This window comes from Streptomyces sp. SS7 (assembly GCF_037993025.1).
Classification (GTDB): Bacteria; Actinomycetota; Actinomycetes; order Streptomycetales; family Streptomycetaceae; genus Streptomyces.
The window spans coordinates 7,916,846-7,929,907 of the sequence record NZ_CP141223.1 but is presented as its reverse complement, the minus strand read 5'-3'; the positions used below and the strand labels follow the sequence as shown (position 1 = coordinate 7,929,907).

Genomic DNA, 13,062 nt, shown 5'->3' with positions numbered 1-13,062 from the left:
TTCGCTCTCGCTCGATGAACGCACGGTGGGGGTGATTCATCACGCGTCGCGGCGCCGAGCCCGGACCCGGGTCCGCGCTCGGCGCCGTCAGGACGCGGCGGTCGGCCGTGCCGACCGCGGTGCGGGAGATCTAGATGCGCCACCGGGACGTACGCACAAGCGCCGCCCGGCCGCTGCGTGGTCGTCGGCGTCTGCGCGCCGCGTCAAGGACGAGCGGACGCCTCAGGGCAGCCACACCGGCAGCCATGGCCGACGGGGCATCGGCAACGGCAACCGGCTGGTCCAGCGCCGGGGCCGTCGTGCGGACGACCGCATCCGACGGGCACGGGTGAGCACGGTGCGGCGCGTGCGGCTGTGCCCCGCCCGACGTCACCGCCGAAGCCGCGACGGCCTTGGGCATCCGTCGGTGCTGCGGTTCGGCGGTCCCGCCGTGCCCCACGGCGCACAGAATGATCGCCAGGAGCAGGACACCTTGGATCACGGTGACGATTCGGCGCGGCCTTGACGAGCCGCTCGGAGCGCTCCGGGCACGCGCGACCGCAGGGGAACGGGGTGGCACAGGTCCTCCGTGCGTCCGCCGCCCTCCATCCGGGGGGAGGGATGCGGCGGGCATGGGTGGTGGGGGAAGGGCGCCTCGACGAACCTGACCGTGATGCGGGTCTCGCCTCGGGCGGACGGGCTGTCTCGGCGCGCAGGATCTCGTCGTGCAGGATCTCGTTGCGCAGGACACCGGCCGAGGCACCCGGCTTCCCGACCGGCATGGACGGGTGCGGTGGCGGAACGGCCGAGTGGAGGGTGCCGCGGTTCCTAGACCTGCTGGACCACGGCAGCTCTGATGGCCTGCGCCGACGCCCCGTGGAGTTCCGCACCGGCACGACCCGGCTTCACACCGGAACGGACGGCAGTGACCGGTTCGCGAACCGACACGGCAAAGCAGGGAGACACCGCTGTCGTTCCCTGCTGGGTCTGCCCGGAAGCGCAGTGCTCGGCAGGGTTCGGCGAAGCATGACCGTCGTCGTCGCCGTCCGTCGCCACGACAGCGAAGAGGGCTATCTCCCCCTGGACTCCGCGTTCCGCCCCGGGCAGGCCCGGGGCGGCTGCGGCGCCGGTCGGCAGGTGTCCTCCGGAGCCCTCGACGTGCACGCCGTGGGCGAGAAGGACACCGAAGAGCATGACGGCGAGGGCCAGGACACGCGGCAGCCCGGCGGACACGCGGTTGCGCGCTGTGCGCCGGGGCGACCGAGCCGTGATCATGCCGTGATCCTAACGGCTCGACGACGTCGATCCACCGACTCCCCGAGTCGTCGAGTCAATGAGCCATACGATTGGCCTGTTTGCTTCGGCTACGCCGCGGTGGGCCGTCAGGCCCGGTACGCGACGAGGGCCATCATCCCCACCTCACCGTGGTAGACGTTGTGGCAGTGCAGCATCCACTGCCCGGGGTTGTCGGCGTCGAACACGACAGAAACCGTCTTCTTCGGCAGCACGATCGTGGTGTCCTTGCGGGCGCCGCCGCTGCCGAGCTGGAAGGTGTGGCCGTGCAGGTGCATCGGGTGCCACATCTGCGTCGTGTTGACGAAGTCCAGCCGGACCCGCTGCCCCGTCTCGACCAGGAACGGGTCGGCGTCCGGGTTCTCCATGGCGAACCGGCGACCGTTGATGGCCCAGTCGTACCTGTCCATGCCGCCGGTCAGCTCGACGCGGTGAACGACGTCCGCTGTCCGGGCGGACAGCCGCACCCCGTCGGCGGCCTTCAGAGCGGACGCGGTGAGGACCGGGCCGTCCAGTTCCTTCGGGCGGACGGTCGTGGACGGCGTCCTGCCGGTTCCCGTACGCACCAGGGCCATGGCGGTCGCGTTCTTGCCCTCCGCGAGCGCGACGAGCGGGAAGACGCCGTCGCCGAGGGCGACGAGAACGTCGTAGCGCTCCCCCATGCCGATGAGCAGGGCGTCGGTCTGCCGGTGTGCGACGGGCCAGCCGTCGGTGTGGGTGACGGTCATCGTGTGTCCGCCGAGCGCCACCCGGTACGCGGTGTCGCCGGCGGCGTTGACGAAACGCAGCCGCACGCGCCGGCCCGGCTTGCCGGTGTACACGTCCGGGTCGGCCGCGACCCTGCCGTTGATGAGGTGAAACGGGTACCTCACGTCACCCGCGTCGCCGCCGAGGAGGTCGCTGGTGGCGCCCATGAGCATGAACCTCCCCATCGACATGCCGGGGGCGGACGCGGAGGGTGAGGCGCTGGCGCCCATGCGCATGTCACTCATGCTCATGCCGCCCATGTCCATGCCGCCCATGTCCATGCCGCCCATGCCCTGGCGGAGTTCGGAGAGTGCCTCGTCAGGGGTGCCGGTGACACCGTCGAGCCAGTCGTCGAGGACGATCACCCACTCGTCGTCGTAGGAGAGCGGCTCCCTGGGGTCCTCGACGATCAGCGGTGCGTAGAGGCCACGGTCGAGCTGGACTCCGGAGTGCGGGTGGAACCAGTACGTGCCGGGGTCCGCCGCGACGAAGCGGTAGGTGAAGGTGCGGCCCGCGCGCACGTCGCCCTGGGTGACCATGGGCACGCCGTCCATGTCGTCGCGCAGGGCCAGGCCGTGCCAGTGGACGGACGTGGGGGTGCCGTTCGGGAGCTGGTTGGAGAGTTCGGCGACGAGGGTGTCCCCGGCCGGGATGCGGATCTCCTTGCCGGGAGCCCGGCCGTCGTAGGCCCAGGTCCTGGCCTTGACGCCGCCGAGGTCGAGCGTGACGGGGGCTGCGGTCAGGGTGACCTTGCGCTCGGTCCCGGTGCCGCGGCGCCTCTTCTCGGCGCGGGTGACGGCCGAGCCCGTCGGGCTGACCAGGGCAGGAGCGTTCGGCGAGGCGCTGCTGCAGGCGGCGAGCGCGCCGGCGCCCGCGGTGCCGAGACCTGCGAGCAGGAGGGAGCGGCGGTTGATGCTGTTCACGGTCGGGTTCCTCTTCTCCGAGTGCGCGGCGTCGCGTACGGGCGTGACGCCATGGGTGCGGGCGGGTCCCGGGCATGCCGGGAACCGCGGCCTAGATGCGCAGCCGGGAGAGGACGGAGAGGTCGGGCGGGGCCCGTTCGGTGGATCGGGTGGTCATGGGGCCGCAAGAGGGAAACGGACGCATCGCGGCGCTCCCTGGGGACGTCTCCGCCGGCGGGGAGAGTGTGACCGTCTCGACGCTTGCGGCCCCGCAGTGCTGGGCGCCGCCCGAGCAGCACAGGGAGTGGTCCGCGGATACGGCCGGGGTGGCCGGCGCCGCCGACGGCCTGTCGGAACGGGAGGGGGAGGTGTCCGGCGACGAGGTGAAGGGGTGGCCTTCGTGGCCGGCCGTCGCCGCCGTCACCATCCCGGGCATGGACAGGGGCGCCGCAGCCCGTTGGGAGGTCATCGCGGTCATCGCGGTCACGTCATGGTGGACGAGGACGGCGAGCGCGGCGCACAGGGCCGTCAGCACGCCGAGCGCCGCGCGGAGTGCGCTTCGGGGGAATGCCGGTGTGCGGCGTCGCCCGACCCGTTCCCCCACCTGCTCCGCCTCCCGTCACCCGAAGCCGTCGAACGCTGACTATATACCCCCTGGGGGTAAATGCCGCACGGGGACGGAGTTCTCGGTCACCGACGGAACCGGCGTCCGCCGTTCGTGCGTCCGCAGGTGCGGCAGAGGGACTCGCCCAGGAGGGGACACACAGTGATGGCCATGACGCCGATAACCGGTCTGGATCTCACCGGCTTCACCGAGTACGGGCCGGGGGCGTGGGAGGACGACTCGGGGGTGGCCGTTTCCGTCCATTTCTTCCCGGTGGTTCCCGACCTCCCGGCCCCCCTGCACGAACTCGCGCGCCTCCGAGCCGGACTGGCACAGGTCGCGGCGGGCGCGGGTGGCGGCCTGGTCGAGGCGGTGCCCGCCACGGTGGGCGGCCTGCCGGCCGTGTGCCAGCTGGTGAAGGTCCCGCTGGGCGGCCGGTCGGGGCAGGCCTTCGTCGGCAGCCTCACCGTCCCCAGGGCGGCCTGCAGCGCCGTGGTGAAGGTGCAGGCCGCCGAAGAGGGGACGACGGGGCTGCGGGAGTCGATGATCATGGCCGAGGTGGGCTTGGACGCCTATTTCCGGGCGCACCCCTACGTGGACGGCGAGGTCGGCGGCCTGCCGTCCCATGTGGCGGACGACGAGGAGTGGGACGCGCGGTTCCCCGGCCATCCGCTCACCCTGGTGCGGGCGACACTGCGGCGGATCGCGCCGACGGTGACGCTCGACGACGGCTTCAGGGCTCTGCCGCCGTTCGGTGGGCCGGTGCCTCCGCAGCCGGTCCCGCAGCCGGCCCCGCAGACTCCGCCGCAGCCGCCGAAGCGGGGATGGTTCCGGCGCAAGGGCGCCTGACGGGCGTGGACGGCGGCCGTCCACGCCCGCTCCGACCGGCTACCTCTGCCTGATCCTCAGGAAGGTGATCGAGTTCGCCGGGAAGGTGTACGTGAACCGGTCGGCGACGCCGGTGAAGGTGGCCGTCACCGGGGCGACCGGGGTCGCCGTCTCCGTGTTGACCGCGTTCGGGGCGGCGGTCAGGGTCGTCACCCGGGCCGTGGCGCGGACCTTCGCGCCGCCGAGGTCGATCGCCGTGCGGGCGTCGGCGGACTGGGCGTTGACGACCTTGACGATCAGGTCACCGGTCTTGCGGTCCTTGGTGACGACCTGGCGGAACGGCTCGGCCGGCTTGTCGTCGGTGAAGCTGCCCCACTCCTGGCCGTCGAGGTAGAGGGTGACCCGGCGGCCGCGTACCTTGACGTCGATGTCGTAGGCGCGGCCGGTCTCGATGGTCCCCGCCTTGGAGATCAGGGTGGACTTGCCGCCGTCCACGGCCTGCTCGACGGCGGTCGTGGTGTTGTTCCAGCCGCCCAGGTTCCACCAGTAGTAGTTGCCGGTGTCCTGGACGCCGAAGGCGACGAGGAAGCCCTCCTTCCTGACGTTTCCTTAAGGGGCGCGACTGGGGGCATGGGAAGGCCCTGCCCGTCCGCTACTCCGTTGCGGACGGACAGGGCCGTCATGGGGCCCGTACGGGCAGCGGGCGCCTACGTGCGCTGGCAGCCGCAGGTCGCGATGAACCAGGCGAGCGTCCCGGCCGTCGCCAGCAGCACGGTCAGGTAGACGACGGCCCGCCAGTTAACCCTGGACACCGGTGGCCTCCTCGCCGAGCTCGTGGACGCCGGCGGCGATCAGCCGGGCCACCCTGAGCGGCGGGCACAGTGTGGCCGCCGACGACATGGGCACCGACCAGTACATGAACCGGTTGCCCTGGTAGCGGGTCAGGTTCAGGCGCGGCACCACCAGGCCGCTGCCCCGGCCGAGGCAGTCGACGTCCAGGGGACGCCAGTCCTCGAGGGCGTCGGTCCACGTGCGGGGGACGCTGGCAGGTACCAGGGCGTAGAAGCTGGTGTTGCCCGGGTCGCAGATGACCGGCCCGCCGTCCAGGGCCGCGGCGAGGATCCGGTCGACCTCGCCGGAGGGGAACATCCCGCCGGTCGCGGCGAGGACCAGGCGCGCGGGCAGCCGTACGGCGGACATCAGCGTGCCCATGGGCAGCAGCGTCGCCCCCTTCTCCCGCCACTCCATGCGGGCGGCGGCCCGCTTCCTGTCGGTGAGCGTGGACAGCAGCCAGTGCTCGGTGGCCAGCTGACGGTCGGCGCCCGGGTGCACCAGCACACCGGGTTCCGTCTGGACGGGGGACAGGCCCCGGGGATACGACATGCGCTTTCCTTCCGACCCGACTCGGTACGGCTGAGCGCCCATCGTCGGGAGGAAGAATCACCGATCCCATACCAACCTGACATACCGTGGTCGTATGGTCACGGCATGAGTGGTCGGGAACTCTGGGCCGACGGCCGCCTCCGCGCAGCGTGGGCGGCCCGTGACTGGCCCACGCTCATCCGCCGGTACCGGGCCCTGGCGGGCATCTCTCAGCAGCGCTTCGGCGAACTCGTCGGGATGACACAGGGCTACGTGTCCCGCCTCGAAAGAGGCCGGCTGCGGGTGGTCAGTGAAGACGTCGTCGCCCGGGTCGTGAGAGGACTCGAGGTGCCCATCGAACTGGGAGGTGTGCGCAGCCAGGGCAGGGAGCCGGAATGGTCCCCGTCCGCAGAGCTGCGCGACCGGATCGCCCACGCCCACCACACCGGCCGCACGGACCTGCGCACAGCCGACTGGATCGGCCTGGTCCTCGCCAAGCACCGGCGCGCGGAAGACGCGATCGGCGGCCGCGACCTGTGGCCCATCGTCCGCTCCCAGCTCGGCAGCGTCACCGAACTCATCCCCCACGCCGCCGGCGCGGCCGCCGACCGGCTCATGCTGCTCGCCGCCGAGCACGCACACTGGCTGTCCTGGGTGGCCTGGCAGGAACAGCGCCGCGGCCCTGCCCTCGCGTGGATCGATCTGGCGCACGGCTGGGCCGTCGACGGCGGCCACGCAGACATGGCGTCCTGGGCGCAGCGCGTCCGCGCCTACTACAGCCTCACCCACGGCGACCCGGTACGCGCCCTGCGCACCGCCGAAGCCGCCCGCTACGCCGGGCCACGCGCGCTCTCGCCCGCGGCGGAGGCGGTGGCTGTCCACCAGGAGGCCATGGCGGCCGCGCAGCTCGGCGAGCGAGACCGTGCGGTACGGCTCGCCGAGGAGGCACACACCCTCGCCCTGCGGGCCCCCGGCGAGGAGGAGCGGCCAGGCTGGCTGTACTGGCTCGACGCCACCCGCTCCCAGCTGCAGGTCGCCGATGCCGCCTACGCCTGCCAGCGGTGGCAGGACGCGGCCGACGGCTTCCGCCAGGCGCTCCCCGCCCTCGCCGGATACCCACGCGACCACGCCTACTACCGGGCACGGCTCGAGGACGCCGAGCGGCGCGCCTAGACCTTGTCGTAGCGCAGGATGAGCGGCCTCTCGCCCTCGGCCAGGCGCTCGCACACAGCAGCCTCGACCTCGTGGTGATGCGGGCCGTAGTGCAGCGCCTGCCCGGCGGCCTCGCCCGCGGGCTCCGGGTCGGACAGCTCGAACTGCTCCTCGCGCAGCGGCAGGTCGCCGGGCTCGTAGTCGTCCGGGCCCACACCGGGCGGCAGGACTCGGTACTTCACCAGGTAACGGGTGGCCACGGCAACGCCCCTCTACTCCCGACAGTAAGACGCCCCCGGGTGTCGGGCCTCGGGGGCGATACGGGCAGCATAACGGCGCGCGCGGACAGCCACGCCGGGGAACGACGAAGCGCCCCCCTGTACGGCCCGTGAGGGGCCGTACAGGGGGCGCGTGTGGTTCAGCGTGTGAGTAGGGCGAGCAGGCCGGTAGCGGCGCCGACGACGCCGGTCAGCACGCCCACGGAGGCGGCGGGCCACCGGTTCCGTTCGATCGCGTCGAGCCGCTCCTCATGATCGGTCAGCCGCCGGTCGGTCTGGTCACTGCGCTGGACGAGGAGCGCGAGCGAGCCGTCGACCCGCGCGAACCCGGCCTCCATCGTGCCCCGCAGCCGCTCCAACTCCACGGCCACCGCAGTGGACTCCTGGGGCGTCACCCCGAGCCGCCCTTCAGTACCCGCTGGTACGTCTCCCACGCCGCGCGGGTCTCGGCATCGAGATGCTCCCGGTCGACCTGGAGCCGCAGCGGCACGACGAGTTCCTTCGCGTACGCCGGCGGCCGCGCCCACCCCAGCAGCATCCCGGCGGCCACCCGCAGGGGACGCCACGCCATGTGCTCCGCGAGGGCCTCGAGCCCGCGGAACGTCAGGTAGTAGGCGCCGGCGAAGCCCAGCGCGACGGCGGCCGCCGCGGCCTCGCTGTCGACCGGGATCCCCAGCCGCCCGGACCAGGACACCAGCAGCGCGGCACCCAGCGGCACCAGCGTGCGCATGGAGGACACGAACAGGCTGCTTGCCACAGTCAGACCTCCTTGACGTACGGGACCTTGAGCGCGGCCCAGGACGCGGGCCCGGGCCAGCCGTCGGCGGCGGAGCCGGAGTACCCGAGCTTGCGCTGCCACCTGGCGTAGGACGTCCGGTCGGCCTCGGTCCACTGCGGGCCAGGGCCGCTGGCGTACGCCGAGCAGCCCACCGCGACCAGCCGCCGGCCCATCGCAGTGACGATCGCCGAGCGCGGCTGCTTCTTGAACCAGTCGGCGCCGGGGAACGGCTGATACGCCGGCGCCGACGGGACCGACGGGACCGAGCCGTCAGGCTTCTCGCCGAGACGGGCCGCGACCCGGGCGCGGAAGTCGCTCATGGCGAATCCCTTGGGGTCGACCTTGGTGGCGGTCCACTCCTTGTGGCCGATGACCGACTGGGCGGTCCAGCCGTGCGCCCTGCACAGCGCGGCGGCCGCGCGGACCATGGCGTCCAGCTGGACGTCGGGCCAGGGGTCCTTGCCGTCGCCGAGGTTGACGCACTCGAAGCCGTAGAAGTGGACGTTGCCGTCGGTGTTCTGCTCGTTCGGCGCGGGCAGCGTCGCCCGCTCGGCCACGACGGCCTTGAGGACGTCGCCGTCGCCGCTGCCGGCGTGGTTGGCGCGGCCGTTGCCGACCAGGTAGACCTTGCCGTCCTTGGTGATCACGCCGTGGCACAGCGGCCCGGGCAGGGCGGTGTAGCCGTTGAAGCAGATGTCCACGGAGGCCTGCGTGCCGGAGGTGACGGTGTGGTGGATGATCACGCCGTTGACCGGTCCCCAGGGGCCCTTGTGGTTGCGGTTGTGGGTGCGCCATCCGGCGTGCTCGACGACGGTGACGCCCTCGGCCTTGAGCGCGGCCACGAGGGCGTCGGCGGAGAGCGGGTTGCTCATCGGGTACCTCCGGTCAGTGCTGCGGTGAAGGCGGCCCGGCCGGCGGCCGTCCAGCCGGCTTGGATCTCGTCGCCGAGGTCCTCCCACGCGGTCATCGGGGATCGCCCGTCGGTGCGGGTGGTGATCGCCTCGCTGTAGGCGGCGTAGGTGCGTTGCCCGAGGTCGGGCGGGATCGTGTGCTGTGCCATGGGCCCTCCCTGGGCAGCAGAAAGCCCCGGGCCGGGGCGGCTCGGGGCTGGTCGGGGCGAAGGGTCAGGGCAGTTCGAGCCAGCGTTCGGCGTACCGCTCGGCGGCGGTGGAGGTGACCCAGCCGGGCGGGCTGGCGATGATCCAGCCGCCGACATGGACGGTGGCCTGGTATTCGAGCTGCTCGGTGGCGGCGACGACGAGGGTTTCGCCGTCGTCGGATATCAGGGTCAGGCCGCTGTCACTCCACGGGCCGCAGATGTGGGCGCCGTTGGTGCCGTCGTACTGGATGGACTGACGTCGCTCGACGACATAGGGCATGCGCTGCTCCCGGGGTCAGGTGGCGGGCTCGATGCTGAGCTCGCGGTTGGCGAAGGACGCGGTGTCGGAGGCACTCGATGTGCTCATGAGCAGCCGGGTGTTGTAGACGGCGCCGGGGGTGAGGCCGGTGAGGAGGTGCATGACGGTGCCGCGGGCGAAGGATGCGCCGTAGTGGGAGGGGCCGTTGCCGGCGGAGGCGGCCTCGACGACGGTTCCGGAGCCGATGGTGGAGCCGGTGCGGGTCTCGGGGGCGATCAGGGTGCCGCTGGCAGCGGAGTTGATCATGCGTGCGGTGGTGAAGATCTTCACGCGGCCGGTGGTGGGGGCGGTGAACACGACGGCGCAGTCCGCGCCGCTGGTGGTGAACGTGGCGGAGGTGGTGGTGACGGTCGTGCCCTGTACCGACGTGACGGAGGGGGGCGTGTCCAGGGCGGTGATGGGTGATCCGGCCAGGAGATCGGGCACAAGGGCCTCCGTTTCAGAGGGCGCGGACGGCGGGCTCGTTCAGGCTGACCGCGGTGAGGGCCGTCTGCGCCTTGCTGACGCCATTGACGGCCCGTACGACGGTGAAGGCCTGCGGGGAGGTGGCCCCGGTGATCGCAGTGACGCGTACGACCTCGCCGCCGAGGCTCGCGTCGAAGGGAAAGTGGACCGGGTCGGTGGTCCACAGGGGGCCGAGGGTGGTTTCGACGCTCAGGGCGGTCGCCGTGGCGGTGACGCCGGCGGCGAGCCGTGACCCGGCGCTGCCCCGGCGCGGTGGTGCCAGGCCGGTGACGCTGATGTCGTCGACGTGGACCGCGTCCTCGCCCGAGCTCGCGCTGTTGTCCTTGATGTACCGGAAGATCAGCTGACTCTTGCCGGTGACGTCGACGATCGCCTGGGTCCACCCGGTGGTGCCCTGCGCCCGGAGCACCTGCGTGCCGTCGACGAGGACCAGGAGGCGGTCCCCCTCGAACCCGACGCCGGAGGCCTCGCTGGACGTCCAGTACCAAAAGCGCAGCTCCCGGGCCCCGGGCGGGAGCGTGAAGATCGCGTCTGACGTCTGGTTGTTGGTGATCGTCCCGGACCGCAGCGAGGTGGTGCCGCTGTTGAAGTGCGCGGTGGACCTGGTCCAGGCCGCGGTGCCGCCGCTGGCGTACGGCAGCACGAAGGTGGTGTCCTCGAAGTCCTCGTAGTACGCGCGGCCGGCCACCTTGTAGGGCTGGTAGGGCGTGCAGTTGAGGGTGATGTCCCAGCGGCCGGTGGCGAAGGTCTCGGTGTAGCCGAGGACCAGCAGATCGAAACCGTCCGGGCCGTACTCGTCGGGCGTGTTGATGATCTGGACGCGGGATCCGACATCGAGGAGCAGCACGCTGTTCACGAGGGCCCGCATGCGCGGGTTGCCCATCTTCAGCGTCAGCTTGGTGACGCGCATCTCGTCGACGGTCGCGACGTGCAGGCGCCATCCGGCCTGGCTGGGCAGCTGGTCGTCGCTGTCGACGATGACCTCGGGCGCGGTGTCGACCACGCCGAGTCCATCGGGCGGTGGCTGGACAGACAGCTTGCCTGTGTCGAGGGTGGCGGTGGCCTCGGATCCCTGCCGGCGTCGGGCGGTGATCTGGTTGCGGACGGCCTGGTCGTCGTCCTCGGGGTCGAACGGGTCGAAGATCTGCCCGCTGGCGAAGTCGAGGACGAGGGCGGCCGGCTTGTTGTAGAGGCTCTCGCGGGTCTGGTACTTCAGGGCGAGCGCGTCGCGCCGGTCGGTGAGCAGGCCCATCTCGGTGGTGGCCGCGGCTTGCAGGATGCTGAGGAAGGTGCCCGGCGGGTACGGGCCGAGGCGCTCACCGCCACGGCCGGTGATCTCCAGCGGGACGCCTTGCTGGGCGGCGAGGCGGTCGAGGAAGTTGCGGGCGGTCTCACCGCGCCAGCCGTCCATGGCCGAGCCGCTGCCCAGCCCGAGGCCGTCGAGGCCGGTGTGGAAGTAGGCGGTCTCGGTGACCACGCCCCACGTGGTCAGGTGGCCGATGGCCATCCCCTTGACCCCGGATCCGAAGCTGGTCACGACGCGCGAGATACGGCCCGTGCTGGTCGCGGCGAGGCTGACGGTGGTGAAGTAGCCGGCCCCGGTGGTGTCCTCCCACCGGAACTGAATGTCGGTGGCGGTGCCGTTCTGGACGGCCTGAACCTCGAGTCGGCGCCAGCCGTCGAGGAACCCGGGGGCTCCGGCCGCGACGGCGGTCTCACTGGTGACCGACGCGGAGGTCAGCTGAGTGTCGGTGGCGTCGTAGACCCGCAGCCGCATCCGGTGGGCCCCGGCGTCCAGGAGCACCGACAGCACGTAGATCTGCGCGGTCGACCCGGCGGTGAGCCAGCGCAGGATGGTGTGCTCGGCCGCATCGGTGGGGTACCCGGAGGTGGTCAGCCGGACCATCATGTCGATGGCCCATGACCCGGTCGACTCCGCGGGGATCGCGGTGCCGGGGGTGGACATGCCCGCGGTCTCCGTGAGGACGGGCAGCGGGCCACTGCCCAGCAGCGTGGACTCCTGGCCGAACGTCATGCCCCGCACTGCCAGCGCGCCCACGCCGGCGCCCAGGGTGGCGTCGGCCACCCGGGTGTCGCCCTGCGCCCCCTCCTCGAACGGGTAGTACGACAAGGGGTAGAGCGGCGGGATGTGCCGGCGCATCAGCGACCTCAGGGCGGGCTGCCCGGTGCCCAGGCGGCGCAGCAGCCCGGCCGGCTCGATCGCGGTGAACACGTTCGCCCCGGACCGGTCGCGCTGCGGCTTCCACGCGGCGATCTCCCCGGCCAGGCGCACCGCGCCGGTGTCGGTGACCGGTGCGGCCACGGTCAGGTCGTCGAAGCGGACGTTGAAGGGCATGGTGGTGCTGGTCGCGGTGTTCTGCGCGCGGACCCCGACCTGGCCGGTGGTGATGCCGTCGTCCCAGGCCTGGGCGTGCCAGCCGGCGGGCTCGCTCTTGCCGTCGGCCCAGACCCGCATCCGCAGGTCCGAGCCGACCGCCTGCACGCGCACGCGTACGGGGGTGCCGGGGGTGTAGGTCAGGCCCGGCACGCTCTTCTGGACCTGGAGGAACACCGAGGTGGCGTTGACGACCTTGACGATGTTGACGGCGATCCGCAGGCCCTGGTTGCCGGGCAGGCCGGTGTCCGTGCGGAAACCCACGTTGTACAGGTAGTAGGTGTGGGCGACGGGGTCCAGGCGCCCGACGAAGGAGGCGAACACCGCCAGCTCGGTGTTGCTGCTCTGCGCCCGCTGGTCCGTCGTCACGGCGAACGTGGCGTCGAAGTCCGCCATCGAGACGTCCTCGTTGCGGATGTAGCGCGAGGAGTTGAGGACGTTCAGGTTGATCAGGCCGGCGCCCGAGCCGACGGAGTAGTCCGAGGACGGCGGCGACACGGCGTTGGGGTCGTAGATGACCCAGTCGTCCCCTGAGTCGGACGTCCCCCAGCCGTTGCTGACCGTACGGGTGAACGTGTCGGTGAGCTCGGCGGCCGGGGCGGTGGGGACGTCGTCGACGCGCAGCCGGAACGGGGTGTACCCGCCCAGCTTGCCGTAGAGCTCGCTGCGGGGGTTGCGGGGGCTGTACGCCTTGCTGCGGTTGTCGAGGACCACCGTGGCGCTGGACGGGCGGGCCTGGGCGCCCTCGGAGGTCATGCCGCGGGTGATGGTGATGATGGGATCCTGGCGGAGGGAGACGGGCTGCCAGAGGCCGTCCACGAGGATCTCGCCGGTCAGCTGCAGCGGCCAGTCGGCCATGGG

At 72.0% G+C, this 13,062-nt stretch carries 14 protein-coding genes and 1 pseudogene; 2 read left to right on the top strand and 13 right to left on the bottom strand.

Annotated elements, in window-relative coordinates; genetic code table 11:
* Positions 1-807 precede the first annotated feature (807 nt).
* The 3 genes from U5640_RS36490 to U5640_RS36480 all read right to left on the bottom strand — a co-directional run bounded on the left by U5640_RS36490 (position 808) and on the right by U5640_RS36480 (position 3,456).
* Positions 808-1,254 carry a hypothetical protein gene (locus U5640_RS36490; protein WP_340382360.1) on the bottom strand — a complete coding sequence of 149 codons (447 nt, stop codon included), beginning with the start codon at positions 1,252-1,254 and terminating at the stop codon, positions 808-810.
* Between the two features lie 107 nt (positions 1,255-1,361).
* Positions 1,362-2,942 (bottom strand): multicopper oxidase family protein, encoded by a 1,581-nt coding sequence (locus U5640_RS36485; RefSeq protein WP_340382358.1) that lies wholly within the window; start codon positions 2,940-2,942, stop codon positions 1,362-1,364.
* Between the two features lie 91 nt (positions 2,943-3,033).
* The gene (locus U5640_RS36480; RefSeq protein ID WP_340382356.1) at positions 3,034-3,456 is read right to left on the bottom strand and encodes a hypothetical protein; all 423 of its coding nucleotides are present in this window, start codon (positions 3,454-3,456) and stop codon (positions 3,034-3,036) included.
* Positions 3,457-3,696: 240 nt separating this feature from the next.
* On the opposite strand from U5640_RS36480, the gene U5640_RS36475 reads away from it, so the two are divergent.
* Positions 3,697-4,374, top strand: coding sequence for a hypothetical protein (locus U5640_RS36475; protein WP_340382354.1), 678 nt, complete (start codon positions 3,697-3,699; stop codon positions 4,372-4,374).
* Between the two features lie 39 nt (positions 4,375-4,413).
* On the opposite strand, the pseudogene U5640_RS36470 reads toward U5640_RS36475, so the two are convergent.
* Together U5640_RS36470 and U5640_RS36465 are read right to left on the bottom strand one after the other, a co-directional pair.
* Positions 4,414-4,950 (bottom strand): annotated as a pseudogene (locus U5640_RS36470) (alpha-L-arabinofuranosidase C-terminal domain-containing protein); the annotation flags it as partial.
* 201 nt (positions 4,951-5,151) lie between these two features.
* Positions 5,152-5,736, bottom strand: a complete 585-nt coding sequence (locus U5640_RS36465; protein WP_340382352.1) for a hypothetical protein — start codon at positions 5,734-5,736, stop codon at positions 5,152-5,154.
* Between the two features lie 105 nt (positions 5,737-5,841).
* On the opposite strand from U5640_RS36465, the gene U5640_RS36460 reads away from it, so the two are divergent.
* Entirely contained in the window at positions 5,842-6,888 is a 1,047-nt protein-coding gene (locus U5640_RS36460) for a helix-turn-helix transcriptional regulator (RefSeq protein ID WP_340382351.1), read from the top strand.
* Here the strand turns inward: U5640_RS36460 and U5640_RS36455 are convergent.
* From U5640_RS36455 to U5640_RS36420, 8 genes are all read right to left on the bottom strand, one after another.
* Positions 6,885-7,127, bottom strand: a complete 243-nt coding sequence (locus U5640_RS36455) for a hypothetical protein (RefSeq protein ID WP_340382349.1) — start codon at positions 7,125-7,127, stop codon at positions 6,885-6,887. The genes U5640_RS36460 and U5640_RS36455 overlap by 4 nt on opposite strands.
* 158 nt (positions 7,128-7,285) lie before the next feature.
* The gene (locus U5640_RS36450; RefSeq protein ID WP_340385542.1) at positions 7,286-7,483 is read right to left on the bottom strand and encodes a hypothetical protein; all 198 of its coding nucleotides are present in this window, start codon (positions 7,481-7,483) and stop codon (positions 7,286-7,288) included.
* Between the two features lie 53 nt (positions 7,484-7,536).
* Complete coding sequence (locus U5640_RS36445) at positions 7,537-7,902, bottom strand: hypothetical protein (protein ID WP_340382347.1); 366 nt, start codon at positions 7,900-7,902, stop codon at positions 7,537-7,539.
* A gap of 2 nt (positions 7,903-7,904) precedes the next feature.
* Positions 7,905-8,795 carry a peptidoglycan-binding protein gene (locus tag U5640_RS36440; protein ID WP_340382345.1) on the bottom strand — a complete coding sequence of 297 codons (891 nt, stop codon included), beginning with the start codon at positions 8,793-8,795 and terminating at the stop codon, positions 7,905-7,907.
* Positions 8,792-8,983 (bottom strand): hypothetical protein, encoded by a 192-nt coding sequence (locus tag U5640_RS36435; RefSeq protein ID WP_340382343.1) that lies wholly within the window; start codon positions 8,981-8,983, stop codon positions 8,792-8,794. Before U5640_RS36435 ends, U5640_RS36440 begins: the two co-directional genes overlap by 4 nt.
* 64 nt (positions 8,984-9,047) lie before the next feature.
* On the bottom strand, positions 9,048-9,302 hold the full coding sequence (locus U5640_RS36430; RefSeq protein WP_340382341.1) for a hypothetical protein: 255 nt from the start codon (positions 9,300-9,302) through the stop codon (positions 9,048-9,050).
* A 15-nt stretch (positions 9,303-9,317) separates the two neighbouring features.
* Positions 9,318-9,767 (bottom strand): hypothetical protein, encoded by a 450-nt coding sequence (locus U5640_RS36425; RefSeq protein WP_340382339.1) that lies wholly within the window; start codon positions 9,765-9,767, stop codon positions 9,318-9,320.
* 13 nt (positions 9,768-9,780) lie between these two features.
* A complete protein-coding gene (locus U5640_RS36420) occupies positions 9,781-13,059 on the bottom strand; it encodes a hypothetical protein (RefSeq protein ID WP_340382337.1) in 3,279 nt (1,092 codons plus the stop codon).
* Positions 13,060-13,062: the final 3 nt, after the last annotated feature.